This is a genomic window from Brevibacillus sp. 1238, assembly GCF_029892995.1.
Taxonomy (GTDB): domain Bacteria; phylum Bacillota; class Bacilli; order Brevibacillales; family Brevibacillaceae; genus Brevibacillus; species Brevibacillus parabrevis.
Genome location: NZ_JARXWC010000020.1, coordinates 24,650 through 42,327, shown reverse-complemented (window position 1 = coordinate 42,327; position 17,678 = coordinate 24,650). Strand labels below are relative to the sequence as shown.

General features: G+C 49.8%; 16 protein-coding genes. 1 reads left to right on the top strand and 15 read right to left on the bottom strand.

Annotation, left to right across the window (positions count from 1 at the left end; all coding sequences use genetic code 11):
- Window positions 1-7: 7 nt before the first annotated feature.
- The 7 genes from rplV to rpsJ all read right to left on the bottom strand — a co-directional run bounded on the left by rplV (window position 8) and on the right by rpsJ (window position 3,582).
- Window positions 8-340: a 50S ribosomal protein L22 gene (rplV, locus tag M2298_RS26825; protein ID WP_063231106.1), complete on the bottom strand. Its 333-nt coding sequence runs from the start codon at window positions 338-340 to the stop codon at window positions 8-10.
- 29 nt (window positions 341-369) lie between these two features.
- Window positions 370-651, bottom strand: a complete 282-nt coding sequence (rpsS, locus tag M2298_RS26820; protein ID WP_005828846.1) for a 30S ribosomal protein S19 — start codon at window positions 649-651, stop codon at window positions 370-372.
- A gap of 48 nt (window positions 652-699) precedes the next feature.
- The gene (gene rplB, locus M2298_RS26815) at window positions 700-1,530 is read right to left on the bottom strand and encodes a 50S ribosomal protein L2 (protein ID WP_063231107.1); all 831 of its coding nucleotides are present in this window, start codon (window positions 1,528-1,530) and stop codon (window positions 700-702) included.
- A gap of 32 nt (window positions 1,531-1,562) precedes the next feature.
- Entirely contained in the window at window positions 1,563-1,853 is a 291-nt protein-coding gene (gene rplW / locus M2298_RS26810; RefSeq protein ID WP_007716243.1) for a 50S ribosomal protein L23, read from the bottom strand.
- Window positions 1,853-2,476 carry a 50S ribosomal protein L4 gene (gene rplD / locus M2298_RS26805; protein WP_063231108.1) on the bottom strand — a complete coding sequence of 208 codons (624 nt, stop codon included), beginning with the start codon at window positions 2,474-2,476 and terminating at the stop codon, window positions 1,853-1,855. The genes rplW and rplD overlap by 1 nt, the downstream gene beginning before the upstream one ends.
- Before the next feature lie 17 nt (window positions 2,477-2,493).
- Entirely contained in the window at window positions 2,494-3,123 is a 630-nt protein-coding gene (gene rplC, locus M2298_RS26800; RefSeq protein ID WP_122966800.1) for a 50S ribosomal protein L3, read from the bottom strand.
- A gap of 150 nt (window positions 3,124-3,273) precedes the next feature.
- Window positions 3,274-3,582: a 30S ribosomal protein S10 gene (gene rpsJ, locus M2298_RS26795; RefSeq protein ID WP_005828858.1), complete on the bottom strand. Its 309-nt coding sequence runs from the start codon at window positions 3,580-3,582 to the stop codon at window positions 3,274-3,276.
- A gap of 352 nt (window positions 3,583-3,934) precedes the next feature.
- On the opposite strand from rpsJ, the gene M2298_RS26790 reads away from it, so the two are divergent.
- Window positions 3,935-4,333, top strand: a complete 399-nt coding sequence (locus M2298_RS26790; protein WP_122966802.1) for a globin domain-containing protein — start codon at window positions 3,935-3,937, stop codon at window positions 4,331-4,333.
- A gap of 8 nt (window positions 4,334-4,341) precedes the next feature.
- Here the strand turns inward: M2298_RS26790 and M2298_RS26785 are convergent, their stop codons facing one another.
- The 8 genes from M2298_RS26785 to rpoB form a co-directional block, all read right to left on the bottom strand.
- Entirely contained in the window at window positions 4,342-5,274 is a 933-nt protein-coding gene (locus tag M2298_RS26785; RefSeq protein WP_173598086.1) for a DMT family transporter, read from the bottom strand.
- 161 nt (window positions 5,275-5,435) lie between these two features.
- A complete protein-coding gene (gene tuf / locus M2298_RS26780) occupies window positions 5,436-6,626 on the bottom strand; it encodes an elongation factor Tu (protein WP_122966804.1) in 1,191 nt (396 codons plus the stop codon).
- Window positions 6,627-6,745: 119 nt separating this feature from the next.
- Window positions 6,746-8,824, bottom strand: coding sequence for an elongation factor G (fusA, locus tag M2298_RS26775; RefSeq protein WP_063231113.1), 2,079 nt, complete (start codon window positions 8,822-8,824; stop codon window positions 6,746-6,748).
- A 71-nt stretch (window positions 8,825-8,895) separates the two neighbouring features.
- The gene (rpsG, locus tag M2298_RS26770; RefSeq protein WP_063231114.1) at window positions 8,896-9,366 is read right to left on the bottom strand and encodes a 30S ribosomal protein S7; all 471 of its coding nucleotides are present in this window, start codon (window positions 9,364-9,366) and stop codon (window positions 8,896-8,898) included.
- Window positions 9,367-9,420: 54 nt separating this feature from the next.
- Window positions 9,421-9,864: a 30S ribosomal protein S12 gene (gene rpsL, locus M2298_RS26765; RefSeq protein WP_005828873.1), complete on the bottom strand. Its 444-nt coding sequence runs from the start codon at window positions 9,862-9,864 to the stop codon at window positions 9,421-9,423.
- Window positions 9,865-9,984: 120 nt separating this feature from the next.
- Window positions 9,985-10,239 (bottom strand): 50S ribosomal protein L7ae-like protein, encoded by a 255-nt coding sequence (locus M2298_RS26760; protein ID WP_122966806.1) that lies wholly within the window; start codon window positions 10,237-10,239, stop codon window positions 9,985-9,987.
- Between the two features lie 138 nt (window positions 10,240-10,377).
- Window positions 10,378-14,004 (bottom strand): DNA-directed RNA polymerase subunit beta', encoded by a 3,627-nt coding sequence (gene rpoC, locus M2298_RS26755; RefSeq protein WP_063231116.1) that lies wholly within the window; start codon window positions 14,002-14,004, stop codon window positions 10,378-10,380.
- A gap of 29 nt (window positions 14,005-14,033) precedes the next feature.
- Window positions 14,034-17,573: a DNA-directed RNA polymerase subunit beta gene (gene rpoB / locus M2298_RS26750; protein WP_122966807.1), complete on the bottom strand. Its 3,540-nt coding sequence runs from the start codon at window positions 17,571-17,573 to the stop codon at window positions 14,034-14,036.
- Window positions 17,574-17,678 lie beyond the last annotated feature (105 nt).

Here is a 17,678-nt window from a genome sequence, read left to right as displayed (position 1 = left end):
TCCCTCCTTATTTCTCGTTTAGTACCACTGTGATGTGGCTTGTGCGTTTATGGATGCGGCTTGCGCGACCCATAGCGCGCGGACGGAAACGCTTCAACGTAGGACCTTGGTCTACGAAGATTTTGCTCACTACGAGGCTGTTAGGATCCATTTCGTAGTTGTGCTCAGCGTTTGCAATAGCCGACTTCAGGAGCTTTTCAACAACTGGAGAAGCTGCTTTTGGCGTGTGTTTCAGGATCGCCAACGCTTCACCTACTTGCTTGCCTCTGATCAAGTCAACAACCAGGCGGACTTTACGAGACGCGATGCGAATATTGCGAGCAACTGCTTTAGCTTCCATCTTTGTACCTCCTCTCTGTCAAGAGAAATTTAGCGCTTCTTGGATTTCTTGTCGTTGTCGACGTGACCCTTGAAGGTACGAGTTGGTGCGAATTCACCCAATTTATGACCAACCATGTCTTCCGATACGTATACTGGTACATGTTTGCGGCCATCGTATACTGCAAACGTGTGTCCTACGAACTCAGGGAAGATGGTGGAACGGCGAGACCAAGTTTTGATCACGCGTTTCTCGTTCTTTTCATTTTGCTCGTCAACTTTTTTCATCAAGTGGTCATCCACGAAAGGACCCTTTTTTAAGCTACGTCCCATTAGTGAACCTCCCTTCGCCAAAGGCGTTCGGTATTATATCAGCCTACCTTATTTCTTGCGGCGGCGGATGATGTATTGGTCGGACTTGTTCTTCTTCTTGCGAGTCTTGAGACCCAGGGTTGGTTTACCCCAAGGAGTAACAGGTGCTTTACGACCGATTGGAGCGCGACCTTCACCACCACCGTGCGGGTGATCGTTAGGGTTCATTACGCTACCGCGTACAGTTGGACGGATACCCAACCAGCGGGAACGTCCTGCTTTACCGATGTTCAGCAGTTCGTGATCCAGGTTACCTACTTGACCGATGGTAGCGCGGCATACGTTATGGATGCGGCGAGTTTCACCGGAAGACAGGCGAACGATTACGAACTCACCATCACGACCGAGCAGTTGAGCAGAAGCACCAGCTGCACGCACCAGTTGTCCACCTTTACCAGGTTTCAACTCGATGTTGTGGATGGTAGTACCTACCGGGATTTTCTCCAGTGGCAGCGCGTTACCGATTTTGATGTCGGCATCTGCTCCGGATACGATCTCGTCGCCCACTTTCAGGTTGTGTGGAGCGAGGATGTAACGTTTTTCACCGTCAACATAGTTGATCAGCGCGATGTTAGCGGAACGGTTTGGATCGTACTCGATAGTAGCTACGCGACCTACGATACCATCTTTGTTACGCTTGAAGTCGATAATACGGTATTTACGTTTATGACCGCCACCTTGATGACGAACGGTAATTCTACCTTGGTTGTTGCGACCAGCTTTTTTGCTGAGAGGCGCCAACAAGGATTTTTCGGGAGTCGATGTGGTGATCTCCTCGAAAGTAGAAACCGTCATTTGGCGACGACCAGGAGAAGTCGGTTTAAACTTTTTGATACCCATGTTATTACCCTCCTTTTCGGTAGTCGTCGAGGTTATACTCCCTCGTAGAAGGCCAATTCTTTGCTGTCATCAGTCAGCTTAACGATTGCTTTCTTCCACTCGGATGTGTAACCGGAGTATTTTCCGTAGCGTTTTGGTTTCGCAGGAACACGAACAGTGTTTACTGCTTCTACTTTTACGCCAAATACTTTTTCAACAGCTTGCTTGATTTCTGTTTTGTTAGCTTTGAGAGGTACTTCGAAAACGTACTTCTTCTCAGCCATCATGTCAGTGGTGCGCTCGGTAATGACAGGGCGTTTAAGGACATCATGAAGGCTCTTCATTATGCGAGCACCTCCTCTACTTTCGCAACCGCTTCTTTCGTCACGATTACTTTGTCATGCGCTACCAGATCCAGAACGTTAATGCCTGCAGCATCTACGAATTTGGCACCTGGGATGTTACGGGAAGAGAGAGCTACGTTTTGATCGTACTCGGAAGTCACGATCAGAACTTTGCGATCTGCTTTCAAGCTGTTCAGAACAGCTGTCATTTCCTTGGTTTTAGGAGCTGCGAAGTTCAGAGCTTCCAGAACCAGGAGTTCGTTGTTTTGTACTTTCGCGGACAGTGCGGATTTCAGAGCCAAACGGCGAACTTTACGGTTCAGTTTGTAACCGTATTTGCGCGGAGTTGGACCGAATACAACACCGCCACCTTTCCATTGCGGAGAGCGAATGGAACCTTGGCGTGCGCGACCTGTACCTTTTTGGCGCCATGGCTTGCGGCCACCACCACGTACTTCAGAGCGGTTCTTTACATCGTGTGTTCCTTGACGTTGGGATGCTTGTTGCATCACGATCGCATCGTACAGAACAGCGTTGTTAGGCTCAATCCCGAACACGCTATCTGCCAATTCGATTTCGCCAACTTGAGAACCAGTTTGGTTATAAAGAGCTACTTTCGGCATGTCAGTTCCTCCTTTCCTTAGTGTTTCTTGACTGCCGTCGATACGAGCACGCAGCTGTTTTTCGGGCCAGGCACGGAGCCTTTAACGAGAATCAGGTTGCGAGCAGCATCTACTTTAACTACTTCCAGGTTTTGAATGGTTACGTTGTCGCCACCCATTTGACCTGGCAGGGTTTGACCTTTGAAAACGCGGTTTGGAGCGACAGCACCCATGGAACCAGGACCGCGATGGTAACGCGAACCGTGAGCCATAGGACCGCGGGATTGGTTGTGACGTTTGATCGCACCTTGGAAACCTTTACCCTTGGTTACGCCGGATACGTCAACGATTTCTCCCTCGGCAAAAATGTCTACTTTCAACTCTTGACCAACCTCGTAATCAGCGAGGTTAATTCCGCGAATTTCGCGAACGAAGCGCTTAGGAGCAGTGTTAGCTTTTGCTGCATGGCCTTTTTCCGGCTTGTTAGCGCGCTGTTCTTTTTTGTCTTCGAAGCCGATTTGGATCGCTTCGTAGCCGTCGTTCTCCACGTCTTTCTTTTGAAGAACCACGTTAGAACCTGCTTCGATAACCGTTACAGCGATCGCTGTTCCGTTTGGACCAAAAACTTGAGTCATTCCAAGTTTTTTCCCTAAGATTCCTTTGGTCATTTGTGCCACCTCCTGTGCTTATTTCAGTAAAACGTTTTTTATGTTGTATCAAGTCCCCATCGATGCGCAGGGGTGCCATTTTAAGGGTTTGTTGCTTGGTATAACACGCTTATCAAGACAACGTCTGCGCGTGTATCGCTTTTTGGGACCTTACAGTTTGATCTCGATATCTACACCAGACGGCAGATCCAGACGCATCAAAGCATCTACTGTTTGTGGTGTAGGGTTCAAGATGTCGATCAAACGTTTGTGAGTACGCATCTCGAATTGCTCACGAGAATCTTTGTACTTATGCACCGCACGCAGGATCGTATAAACTGCTTTCTCGGTAGGAAGCGGAATTGGACCGGATACGTTTGCACCGGAACGCTTCGCTGTGTCCACGATTTTCTCCGCGGATTGATCGAGGATTTTGTGATCATACGCCTTCAAACGAATACGAATCTTTTGCTTTGCCATTTTAGTCCCTCCTTTTTCGCCCATTTATTAAACAGACATTTCTCCGTGGAAATATCCTGCACCCCGGTCATGGCAAAGGGGCCGGGTGTGTCAGCAACCTCCCACATCATCGCAAGTCCATGACCAACATTCAATATTGTACTAAAAATATTTGGGCTACGCAAGTGATTTCTTAGTTTCCCGCACATTTTTTTGTACACGCGAGCCTACTGAAAGACTCACCTTGAACATCTTACTGATTTCTGAGCAGAAAGGCAAGCGGGATTCCCTGCCAACTCGCCACTGTTCTATCTATAATAGAAAGAACACGTTATACTTAAAGGGATTCGTCATTGCAAAGGAGGTTATTTGTATGTCTGAGACCATGCGCACTCCCTATGAGATGATCGGCGGGGCTGATACTTTGTCCCGTCTGGTTGATACATTTTACGACCTGGTTGCCCGGCACCCTGACCTTGCTCCGCTCTTCCCCGAAGACTTTACGGAAGTGAAAGAGCGCCAATATATGTTTCTTACCCAGTTTCTCGGTGGGCCTACCCTCTATTCAAACCGCCACGGACATCCGATGCTGCGTGCACGCCACATTCGGTTCCCCATTGGCCCTGTACAGGCAGAAGCCTGGTTGGCTTGTATGAAAACGGCGATGGACAAAACCGGACTTGAGGGCGAGATACGCGAGCAAATTTTTGAGCGTCTGCGTTTGACCGCTTATCATATGGTGAACAAGTGGGACCAAGAAGAAAAAGCGTAGGGATCTCCCTACGCTTTTGTTATTTTAGCCATCGTTTTTGCTGAGCTGGACTTCGTCTTGACGAGGTTTCTTGATCCGAGGTACACCCCGGCCACAATCATTAACAGCGCGAGCATGTGGACCAGCTTTAATTGTTCCCCCAGGAACAGCGCTGCAAAGAACAGGCTCGCCATTGGCATTCCGTTCAAGAACAAGGCAGTTCGGCTTGCTCCCAGTTGGCGAATACCATAATTCCAGCCTACCGAACCCAAGGCTGTAGAAAGCGCCCCGGAAATGAAGATCACCAGCCATTGGAACGCAGACACTTCAAGCGACAAGTAGTAGGATGCCGGTTGCAACGTGAGAGCTGTCGCCCACAAAAACGCGATTCCGAACATTTGCGACAAGGCTGTGATCAGCAGCACAGGAACTCCCCGGACGACAAGCTTGCGAATCAATAAGCCGCCAGTGACGTACATCAGCATGGAGAAAAACATGATCGCATCTCCCCAGCCGTTCATATGGATTCCGCCATGTTGCGAAATGACGACAATCAACACTCCCGCAAACCCTACGCCAATGCCGAGTCCTTTTTGCCACGACATGTGTTCTCCGAGGAAAAGCATAGCCAGCAGAGCTGTTGCCAGTGGGTTCAATCCGAGGATCAGCGACGCATTGCCTGCTGTAGTCGTCTGCACACCTGCTGCCAATGTGATCTGGTGCAACGCAATAGAGCTGGCCCCTACTCCGGCAATCAACAGCCAATCTGTTTTTTTCAGCCGCAAACTCGTTCTGTATTTATAAATGATTGGCGCCAAGCAAATTCCTGCGACCGTCATGCGAATAGCTGCTACATACAGCGGCGGAAACGACGTGAGATACTTTACCATTACCACGTTCAAGCCCCAAAGTATGACTACGCCAGCCAGCATGAAAAATAACAGCTTTTCATTGTTTTTCATTTCTCTATCCCCCATCCGCTGATCGTATTGTAGCACACGGTCATCTATTGGCTTATTGAATCATTTTGATGGGAGCCATGCAGAAAATCGATGAGAGTAAACAGGCAAAAAGAAAAACCCGACAACATATGCTGTCGGGTTTTTGTACGTATCAGTAAATCCTACGCGTCGATAGAAGCTACAACGCCAGCGCCTACTGTACGGCCACCTTCGCGGATCGCGAAGCGAGTACCTTGTTCCATCGCTACTGGAGCGATCAGTTCAACGGTGAACTCAGTGTTGTCGCCAGGCATGATCATTTCAACGCCTTCTGGCAGTTGGATGATACCTGTAACGTCAGTTGTACGGAAGTAGAATTGTGGACGGTAGTTAGCAAAGAAAGGAGTGTGACGTCCGCCCTCTTCTTTGGACAGAACGTAAACTTCTGCTTTGAACTTGGTGTAAGGCTTAACGGAACCTGGTTTCGCCAAGCATTGTCCACGCTCGATGTCTTTACGGTCTACACCGCGCAAGAGAGCACCGATGTTGTCACCAGCTTGAGCTTGATCCAGCAATTTGCGGAACATCTCAACACCAGTTACAGTGGAAGTTTTTGTTTCTTCAGCCAGACCGATGATCTCAACTGGGTCACCAACTTTAACGATACCGCGCTCTACACGACCAGTAGCAACTGTACCACGGCCAGTGATTGTGAACACGTCCTCAACTGGCATCAGGAAAGGCTTGTCAGTTGCGCGCTCAGGAGTTGGGATGTAGCTGTCAACAGCGTCCATCAGTTCAACGATTTTCTTAGCCCAGTCACCAGTTGGGTTGTCCAAAGCTTCTTTAGCAGAACCTTTGATTACTGGAGTGTCGTCACCTGGGAACTCGTATTGAGACAGCAGGTCACGGATTTCCATTTCAACCAGTTCGAGCAACTCTTCATCGTCTACCATGTCGCATTTGTTCATGAATACTACGATGTAAGGTACGCCTACTTGTTTGGAGAGCAGGATGTGCTCGCGAGTTTGTGGCATTGGGCCATCAGCTGCGGATACAACCAGGATAGCTCCGTCCATTTGAGCAGCACCAGTAATCATGTTTTTCACATAGTCCGCGTGACCAGGGCAGTCAACGTGTGCATAGTGACGGTTGTCAGTTTCGTACTCAACGTGTGCTGTGTTGATTGTGATACCGCGCTCTTTTTCTTCTGGAGCAGCGTCAATCGCAGCATAGTTCATTGCTTTTGCTTTACCTTGTGTTGCCAATACAGTAGTGATGGCAGCAGTCAGGGTAGTTTTACCGTGGTCAACGTGACCAATAGTACCGATGTTAACGTGTGGTTTATTACGCTCAAATTTTTCTTTTGCCATGAGAGCTAAAGCCTCCTTAAATGATAAGGGTTTTATAGGTAAGAAAGGTTTACCCTACCAAGGGTTGTACCTTAAATATTGTAAACCTTTCCTGATTCAAGATAAAGCGGAACCGTAAATTATTCGCCTTTAGATTTCTTAACGATTTCTTCAGCGATAAATTTAGGTACTTCTTCGTAGTGGTCGATCACCATGGAGTAAACGCCACGGCCTTGGGTACGGGAACGAAGAACTGTGGAGTATCCGAACATCTCGGACAGTGGTACCATTGCACGGATTACTTGTGCATTTGCACGAGCTTCCATACCTTCGATACGACCGCGGCGGGAGTTCAGGTCACCCATTACGTCGCCCATGTACTCTTCAGGCATTGTAACTTCTACTTTCATGATTGGCTCGAGCAATACAGCGCCACATTTTTTCGCAGCTTCTTTCAGAGCGAGAGAACCTGCTACTTTAAATGCCATCTCGGAGGAGTCGACATCATGGTAGCTACCGTCTACGATAGTAGCTTTGATATCAACCAGCGGGAAGCCGGCGATAACACCATTTTTCATCGCTTCTTCGATACCCGCTTGTACAGCAGGGATGTATTCGCGCGGTACCACACCACCGACGATTTTGTTTTCGAATTGGAAGCCTTGACCTGGTTCGAGAGGAGCGAACTCCACCCAAACGTGACCGTATTGACCACGACCACCGGACTGGCGAACGAATTTACCTTCCACTTTCGCTTCTTTCCGGAATGTTTCACGGTAAGCTACTTGTGGTGCACCTACGTTCGACTCGACTTTAAATTCGCGTTTCAGACGGTCAACAATGATCTCCAGGTGAAGCTCACCCATACCGGAGATGATCGTTTGACCAGTCTCTTCGTCTGTGCGGGTTCTGAACGTTGGATCCTCTTCAGCCAGTTTGGACAGGCCGATACCCATCTTGTCTTGGTCTGCTTTGGATTTTGGTTCGATCGCAACAGAGATAACTGGCTCTGGGAACTCCATAGACTCAAGGATTACTGGAGCCTTTTCATCACACAGAGTATCACCAGTTGTTGTATCTTTCAAACCTACAGCTGCAGCAATGTCACCGGAGTAAACGATTTGAATCTCTTCGCGGTGGTTTGCGTGCATTTGCAGGATACGACCTACACGCTCACGTTTACCTTTTGTGGAGTTCAGAACGTAAGAACCGGAGTTCAGTACGCCGGAGTAAACGCGGAAGAAAGTCAGACGGCCAACATACGGGTCAGTCATGATCTTGAAAGCAAGAGCAGAGAACGGACCGTTGTCGTCAGCTGGACGTTCAACTTCATCTTCAGTGTCAGGCAAAGTACCTTTGATTGCAGGAATGTCTACTGGAGATGGCAGATAACGAACAACGTTGTCCAGCATAGGCTGAACACCTTTGTTACGGTAAGAAGATCCGCACATTACAGGAGTCAGTTTGCACTCAATTGTACCTTTACGCAGAGCTGCGCGGATTTCGTCGTTGGTCAGCTCTTCGCCTTCCAAGTACTTCATCATGAGCTCTTCGTCTTGTTCCGCAGCTGCTTCAACCAGTGCAAGACGCAGCTCTTCGCATTTGTCTTTCAGGTCAGCTGGGATTTCGGTAGCGTCAGAAGTTTTGCCCAGGTCATCGGTATAGATGATTGCCTTCATTTCGATCAGGTCAACCATACCTTTGAATTGGTCTTCAGCACCGATTGGATATTGAACTGCTACAGGATTTGCACCCAGACGAGATTTGATCTGTCCCAAGCACATATCGAAGTTAGCACCCAAGATATCCATTTTGTTGATGTAGCACATACGCGGTACGCCGTAGCGGTCAGCTTGGCGCCATACGGTTTCGGTTTGCGGCTCAACGCCACCTTTTGCGTCAAAAACGGTTACAGCACCGTCAAGAACGCGCAGGGAGCGCTCAACTTCTACAGTGAAGTCTACGTGGCCTGGCGTGTCGATAATGTTGATACGATGGCCATCCCATTGAGCAGTAGTAGCAGCCGAAGTGATGGTGATACCGCGCTCTTGCTCTTGTTCCATCCAGTCCATGGTTGCTGCACCTTCGTGCACCTCACCAATTTTGTGAACGCGACCGGTGTAGAACAGAATACGCTCAGTCGTTGTCGTTTTACCAGCATCGATGTGAGCCATGATACCGATATTACGCGTATTCGGCAAAGAGAACTCGCGAGCCATTCAGGTATGCTCCTTCCATACTCGAGTTTTTGAATAAACGGGTATCCAAGACGGACACCCGATTCAATTTCCTACCAGCGATAGTGAGCAAACGCTTTGTTCGCTTCAGCCATCTTGTGCGTGTCTTCACGCTTTTTAACTGCTGCACCGGTGTTGTTAGCAGCGTCCATGATCTCGTTAGCCAGGCGTTGTTCCATGGTTTTCTCTCCACGGTTACGGGAGTAGTTAACCAACCAACGCAGACCAAGAGTGGTACGGCGCTCCGGTTTTACTTCGATCGGTACTTGGTAGTTAGCACCACCTACACGGCGAGCTTTAACTTCCAGTACAGGCATTACGTTTTTCAGTGCTTCTTCAAACACTTCCATCGGGTTGCGGCTTGTGCGCTCCTGAATGATGGTGAATGCGTTGTAGAGAATATTTTGCGCTACACCGCGTTTGCCATCCAACATCAGACGGTTAATCAAGCGAGTAACCAGCTTGCTGTTGTAAATAGGATCTGGCAACACGTCACGACGGGTTACAGGACCTTTACGAGGCATCGTATTCCCTCCTTCTTTTCGGTATAAATTCACGCCACTTCAAAGGCGCTTTTCTTATTTCTTTTTCGCTGCTGCAGCTGCTTGACCTGGTTTTGGACGTTTTGTACCGTATTTGGAACGACCTTGTTTACGGTTGTTTACGCCAGCAGTGTCAAGTGCACCACGAACGATATGGTAGCGTACCCCTGGCAAGTCTTTTACACGACCGCCGCGCACCAGCACGACGCTATGCTCTTGCAGGTTGTGGCCAATACCACCGATGTAAGCTGTTACCTCGATTCCGTTTGTCAAACGCACACGAGCGTATTTACGCAACGCGGAGTTCGGTTTTTTCGGAGTCATGGTACCTACACGAGTGCAAACACCACGTTTTTGAGGAGAGCTTTGGTTGGTTTGGCTTTTCTTGAAGCTGTTGTACCCTTTTTGCAAAGCTGGGGACTTAGACTTCACAACCTTGTCCTCGCGACCTTTACGCACCAATTGGTTAATTGTAGGCATGATGTTACCTCCCTTCTTAATACCCAATCTTCAAGACCACAGATCCAGGTGAGTCATTTTTAGGCCAAATAGAAAGTTCTTGTCCATCTTTTACGCATCGCGCAACAGACAAAAACATCGTTAACCACTTTTCTTAATCGCAGCGGTAGCCGCTCCCACTTCAATTCCGCACGCTTTGCCTAGACGGCGCATGGAATCTACATGAATGACTGGAACACCCTTCTCTTTGCAAAGGAGCTCGACTTTTTGGGTCAAACGTCTATCAGCATCAACCGCGATGTACACTGCTTCAACCTGCTGGTTTTCTACAGCTTTCATCGTTTGCTTAACACCGATCGTCAACTCCTTGGCCCGCTCTACTTTTTCATAAGACATGATTCTCATATCCTCCAAAGTACAGATATCAGGCACACTTGAATATAATATCAGGTGGGTTCGCTGTTGTCAACGCCCAACTCATATTTTTTATTCAGGAAGGCGCCCGCCAAAATCTGGCGGACGCCACCCCCACAATTACTCTACAGAAACCGCTTCTTGCTCAGCTTTGAGAGCTTCGAGTTCTGCTTCGTAATCAACCTGACTTGCTACTTTTACATTGCGATAGCGAGACATACCGGTACCTGCCGGAACAAGTTTCCCGATAATCACGTTTTCTTTCAGACCGAGCAGGCGATCCACTTTTCCTTTGATCGCTGCGTCTGTGAGAACGCGCGTTGTCTCCTGGAAGGAAGCCGCCGACAGGAAGGAGTCGGTTTCCAGGGATGCTTTTGTAATCCCCAAAAGAACCGGACGACCCACTGCTGGATTTTTGCCTTCGATGAGAACTTTTGCGTTCGCTTGCTCAAACTCAGGAACTTCCACATAGGAGCCTGGCAAGAGGTCTGTATCTCCGCTGTCGATGACGCGCAGCTTGCGGAGCATCTGACGGATCATAACCTCAACGTGCTTGTCGTTAATTTCTACACCCTGCATGCGGTAAACTTTTTGTACCTCTTGCAAAATGTAGTTGGAAACGCCGCGCATGCCGCGAACTTTGAGCATTTCTTTCGGGTCGACGGAACCTTCCGTGAGCTCGTCACCAGCGCTCAGCTTGACACCAACAGATACTTTGATGCGCGAGCCGTATGGAGCAGCGTACACTTTGTTTTCCGCTTCACCGCGAACTTCGATTTCACGACGGTCTTTACCTTCACGAATGTCGACAACTTCCCCGTCGATTTCAGAAATAACGGCTTGACCTTTCGGATTGCGCGCTTCGAACAACTCTTGAATACGCGGCAAACCTTGGGTAATATCGTCTCCCGCAACCCCACCGGTATGGAAGGTACGCATGGTCAGCTGGGTACCCGGCTCACCAATGGACTGAGCGGCAATAATACCAACCGCTTCCCCAACTTCCACTTCGGCTCCTGTTGCCAGGTTGCGTCCGTAGCAAAGTTTGCAGACACCATGGCTGGTGCGGCAAGCAAGTACGTTACGGATGTAGACACTTGTGATGCCCACTTTTTCGATATACTCGGCAACCTCTTCGGAAATTTCCTCGTTGCGGCCGATGATGACTTCTTTTGTTTCCGGGTGGCGGAGTGTCTCGAAGCATGTACGTCCAACCAGACGGTCAGACAGCTTCTCGATTTCTTCACGGCCATCCTTGATCGCTGTAACACGAATACCTTTATCTGTACCGCAATCTTTTTCGCGGACGATCACGTCTTGGGCAACGTCTACGAGACGACGGGTCAAGTAACCCGAGTCCGCAGTACGCAGCGCCGTATCGGCGAGACCTTTCCGCGCACCGTGCGTGGAGATAAAGTACTCCAATACAGTCAGACCTTCACGGAAGTTGGATTTGATCGGCAACTCGATGATTCGACCGGATGGGTTCGCCATCAGACCGCGCATACCAGCGAGCTGAGTGATCTGGGATACGTTACCGCGGGCACCGGAGTTCGCCATCATGAAGATCGCATTGAACTTATCCATGGACTTCATGAGTACCTCGGTTACCTCATCCTTGGCTTTGGACCAGATGGAGATAACGCGGTCATAACGCTCATCCTCAGTAATCAGACCACGGCGGAACTGCGTCATGACAGTTGCAACCTTTTGATCCGCTTCATCGAGGATGTCTTTCTTCTTGCCAGGTACGGCAATGTCCGCTACCGCGATTGTGATACCCGCTTTAGTGGAGTACGTGAAGCCAAGCTCTTTGATTCTGTCGAGAATCATGGAAGTTTTCATCGTGCCGAAGCGACGGAAGCACTCGGAAATGATCGTTCCCAGGAAGCCTTTTTTCACTGCACCCGGATCTGGCAGGTTGCGCACAAACTCGGTTACGTTGGTACCTTTGTCAAAAATAAAGTATTCGTCAGGAACCATGTTTTGCAGGTTCGATTTGGTCGGAACGTTGATGAACGGCAAATCTGGAGGGAAGATCTCGTTGAAGATCACTTTCCCTACTGTCGTTACGATGAGCGCGTTCTGTTGGCGTTCAGTAAAGCTGGTTTTGTTCAGGCGTCTCGCTGGCAAAACGATGCGCGTATGCAAGCTGATGAAGCCTTGCTGGTAAGCAGCGATCGCATCATGAGGATCGCGATAGATCGTACCCTCGCCTTTGTCGCCTTCACGTTCCAGTGTCAGATAGTAAGAACCAAGCACCATGTCCTGGGATGGCGTTACTACTGGTTTACCGTCTTTCGGGTTCAAGATGTTTTGCGCTGCCAGCATGAGGATACGGGCTTCTGCCTGCGCCTCTGCGGACAACGGAACGTGAACCGCCATTTGGTCACCGTCGAAGTCGGCGTTGTACGCTGTACAAACGAGCGGGTGCAAACGGATCGCACGGCCTTCAACCAATACTGGTTCGAAAGCCTGGATACCCAGACGGTGCAAGGTGGGGGCACGGTTCAGAAGCACCGGATGCTCGCGAATCACGTCTTCGAGAACGTCCCATACTTCAGGCTGAACGCGCTCTACCTTGCGTTTGGCGCTCTTGATGTTATGAGCGAGTCCTTTGGAAACGAGCTCTTTCATCACGAACGGTTTGAAGAGTTCCAATGCCATTTCTTTTGGCAAACCGCACTGGTACATCTTCAGATTAGGTCCTACAACGATAACGGAACGACCGGAGTAGTCAACGCGCTTACCGAGCAAGTTTTGGCGGAAACGTCCTTGTTTACCTTTCAGCATGTGGCTGAGAGATTTCAGCGGACGGTTACCTGGTCCAGTTACCGGACGGCCGCGACGACCGTTGTCGATAAGTGCGTCTACTGCTTCCTGCAGCATCCGTTTTTCGTTTTGTACGATAATGTCAGGAGCACCCAGTTCAAGCAGGCGCTTCAGACGGTTATTCCGGTTGATTACGCGACGGTACAGGTCATTCAAGTCGGAAGTGGCAAAACGTCCACCATCGAGTTGAACCATTGGGCGAAGCTCTGGCGGGATTACCGGCAGTACGTCCAGAACCATCCAATCCGGGTGGTTTCCGGAGTTGCGGAATGCCTCAAGCACTTCCAGACGTTTGATCGCACGGTTGCGACGTTGGCCTTGTGCTGTTTTCAGGTCTTCTTTCAACGTTTCCACATCTTTGTCCAGATCGATTTCCGCGAGCAGGCGTTTGATCGCCTCAGCTCCCATCATCGCTTGGAAAGAGTGGCCGTACTTCTCACGATAGTTGCGGTACTCTTTTTCCGAGAGCAGCTGCTTTTTATCGAGTGGTGTATCACCTGGATCAGTTACTACATAAGAAGCGAAGTAAATAACTTCTTCCAGGGAACGCGGGGACATGTCGAGCACCAAGCCCATGCGGCTTGGAATCCCTTTGAAATACCAGATGTGAGAAACTGGGGCAGCCAGTTCAATATGCCCCATGCGCTCACGCCGTACTTTGGCGCGGGTCACTTCCACGCCGCAACGGTCGCACACTACACCTTTATAACGTACACGCTTGTACTTACCGCAATGGCACTCCCAGTCTTTGGTCGGTCCAAAGATGCGTTCGCAGAACAAGCCGTCTTTTTCCGGTTTCAGTGTGCGGTAGTTGATCGTCTCTGGCTTTTTCACTTCCCCGAAAGACCACGAACGGATCTTATCGGGGGAAGCCAAGCCGATCTTCATATATTCGAAGTTGTTCACGTCTATCACAGGGCGTTACCTCCCTTTGTACCGGAATCTTACTCGTCGTTCAAGCTTCCACCTTCGAGAACGAGGTTCAGTTTTTCACCGTTGCCTTCATCCTCATCTTCCATTTCACGCATTTCAATCTCCTGCTCGTCGCCGGACAGGATTTTCACGTCCATACCCAAGCTTTGCAGTTCCTTGATCAGAACCTTGAACGATTCAGGAACACCTGGCTCTGGCACGTTTTCACCTTTGACAATCGCTTCGTACGTCTTCACGCGACCCACGACGTCATCCGACTTGACGGTGAGAATTTCCTGCAAGGTGTAGGCTGCACCGTAAGCTTCCAATGCCCAAACCTCCATCTCCCCGAAACGCTGTCCGCCGAATTGAGCTTTACCACCCAATGGCTGTTGAGTAACGAGAGAGTATGGACCGGTAGAACGGGCGTGAATCTTGTCATCTACCAAGTGAGCCAGTTTCAGCATGTATACGCATCCGACCGTTACACGACGATCGAACGGTTCACCTGTACGTCCATCGTACAAGATGGTTTTACCATCACGGTCGAGGCCAGCCTCTTCCAAAGTCTCGAATACTTCTGCCTGACGGGCACCGTCGAATACAGGTGTCGCCACATGGATGCCGAGAAGCTTCGCTGCCATACCCAAGTGAGTCTCCAATACCTGACCGATGTTCATACGGGAAGGTACGCCCAACGGGTTCAGTACGATTTCAACAGGAGAGCCGTCTGGGAGGAATGGCATATCCTCTTCTGGCATGATCCGGGCAATAACCCCTTTGTTACCATGTCGTCCGGCCATCTTGTCACCCACGGAGATTTTCCGTTTTTGGGCGATGTAGACACGAACCAGTTGATTCACGCCTGGAGGCAGCTCGTCGCCGTTCTCACGCGTAAATACTTTCACGTCTACGATAATACCGGAACCACCATGCGGTACGCGCAGGGATGTATCGCGAACTTCACGGGCTTTTTCCCCGAAAATGGCGTGCAAGAGGCGTTCTTCCGCAGTCAGCTCGGTAACCCCTTTTGGCGTTACTTTACCAACGAGAATGTCGCCGTCTTGAATCTCAGCGCCGACGCGGATAATACCGCGCTCATCCAGGTTTTTCAGAGCGTCTTCCCCGACGTTTGGAATATCGCGGGTGATCTCTTCTGGGCCCAGCTTGGTGTCGCGAGCTTCGGACTCGTATTCTTCAATATGGATCGACGTATAAACGTCATCCTTCACAAGCTTCTCACTCAGGAGAATCGCATCCTCGTAGTTGTAACCTTCCCACGTCATAAACGCGACGATTACGTTACGACCCAATGCCAATTCACCTTTTTCGGTGGAAGGACCGTCACCAATGATGTCGCCTTTTTCAATCCAGTCTCCGCGGCTTACGATCGGACGCTGGTTGATGCAGGTTCCCTGGTTGGAACGGATGAACTTGTGCATTTTGTATTTGTCGATATCGCCAGCAACTTTCTTGCCGTCGATTTCTTTATAGCGGCGAATCCAGATTTCGCGAGCCGTTACACGCTCAACTTGACCCGGATGCTTGGCAACGATCGCCACACCGGAGTCTTGCGCTGCTTTGTGCTCCATACCCGTACCGACGAACGGTGCTTGTGGAATCAAAAGCGGAACGGCCTGCCGCTGCATGTTTGAACCCATCAGCGCGCGGTTCGCGTCATCGTTCTCAAGGAACGGAATGAGCGCCGTCGCAACGGATACAACTTGCTTAGGCGATACGTCCATGAAGTCTACCTTGTCGCGAGGCACGCTCAAGATCTCGCCTTTACGACGGCAGATAACCATGTCGTTCACGAAGCGTCCATCATCATCGAGAGGCTGGTTCGCCTGCGCCACGTTGAAAACATCCTCTTCATCCGCAGTCAGATAGACGATGTCCCTCAGCACAAAGCCTGTTTCCGGGTCTACCTTGCGGCGTGGCGTTTCAATGAAGCCGTAGTCGTTAATGCGCGCAAAGGACGACAGCGAGTTGATCAAACCGATGTTTGGTCCCTCTGGCGTCTCAATTGGACACATACGACCGTAGTGAGAGTGGTGAACGTCGCGCACTTCAAAGCCCGCGCGCTCACGCGTCAAACCACCAGGTCCGAGAGCGGACAGACGGCGTTTGTGCGTCAGCTCAGCCAATGGGTTTGTTTGGTCCATAAACTGAGACAGCTGGGAGCTTCCGAAGAACTCTTTCAGCGACGCAATAACAGGACGGATGTTAATCAGAGCCTGCGGCGTGATTTGGTTCTGATCCTGAATGGACATACGCTCGCGAACCACGCGCTCCATACGGGACAAACCGATACGGAACTGGTTCTGCAAAAGCTCACCCACGGAACGGAGACGACGGTTGCCCAAGTGGTCAATATCGTCAGTGGAACCAACGCCATGAAGCAGGTTCATGAAATAGTTGATCGCCGAAACGATATCCGCCGGCGTAATATGCTTGAAGGATTTATCCACATTTCCGTTTCCGATGACTTTGATGATCTTGCCATCTTCAATCGGAGAGAAAATATTAATGGATTGCAGATGAATCGTCTCTTCTTCCAAAACGCCGCCATGCGTACGAACATCAAGGAAACCAATGTTGGTTTCCAACGCAGGCACAATGCGATCCAGTACGCGGCGGTCAATCATTTGTCCCGCCTCGGCAAAAATTTCGCCGGTTTTGGTATCGACCAATGTTTCAGCCAAGCGTTGGTTGTACAGACGGTTTTTCAGATGAAGCTTTTTGTTCATCTTGTAGCGACCTACAGAAGCCAGGTCGTAACGTTTTGGATCGAAGAAACGAGAGATCAAGAGGCTCTTCGCGTTTTCGACTGTTGGCGGCTCACCCGGACGAAGGCGCTCGTAAATCTCGATCAGCGCTTTTTCCGTAGAGTCGGTGTTGTCTTTTTCCAGCGTGTTCTTGATGTACTCATCTTCACCCAGCAAGTTGAGAATCTCGATGTCGGAACCGAAGCCCAGTGCACGCAAAAGAACCGTTACCGGGATTTTTCGCGTACGGTCGATGCGGACATAAATTACGTCTTTCGCATCGGTCTCCAGCTCCAGCCACGCACCCCGGTTCGGGATTACCGTAGCTGTAAACGTCTGCTTGCCGTTTTTGTCCACTTTGGTGTTGTAATATACACTGGGGGAACGAACAAGCTGGCTGACGATTACGCGCTCAGCACCATTAATAATGAAGGTTCCCGTTTCGGTCATGAGCGGGAAATCCCCCATGAAGACTTCTTGTTCCTTCACTTCTCCCGTCTCTTTGTTCAACAAACGTACCTTCACACGCAGAGGCGCCGCATAGGTGACGTCACGTTCTTTCGACTCGTCAACATCGTACTTTGGCTCTCCCAAGCTGTAGTCGATAAACTCCAGCACGAGATTGCCAGTGAAGTCCTGGATTGGCGAAATGTCTTGGAACATCTCACGGAGCCCCTCATCAAGGAACCATTGGTAGGACTTTTGCTGAATCTCGATGAGATTTGGAAGGCCCAGCACTTCGTTAATACGTGAATACGTACGACGCTGGCGGTGTCGGCCACTTTGAATCACTTTACCTGCCAACTTATTCACCCCTCAGGTTGTGTTTTCACACATAGAAACTTGGCATTCGGCAATCTTGCAATTGCAGGCGAACACCTTAAAATAAAAATGGGTTAAAGCAGCATC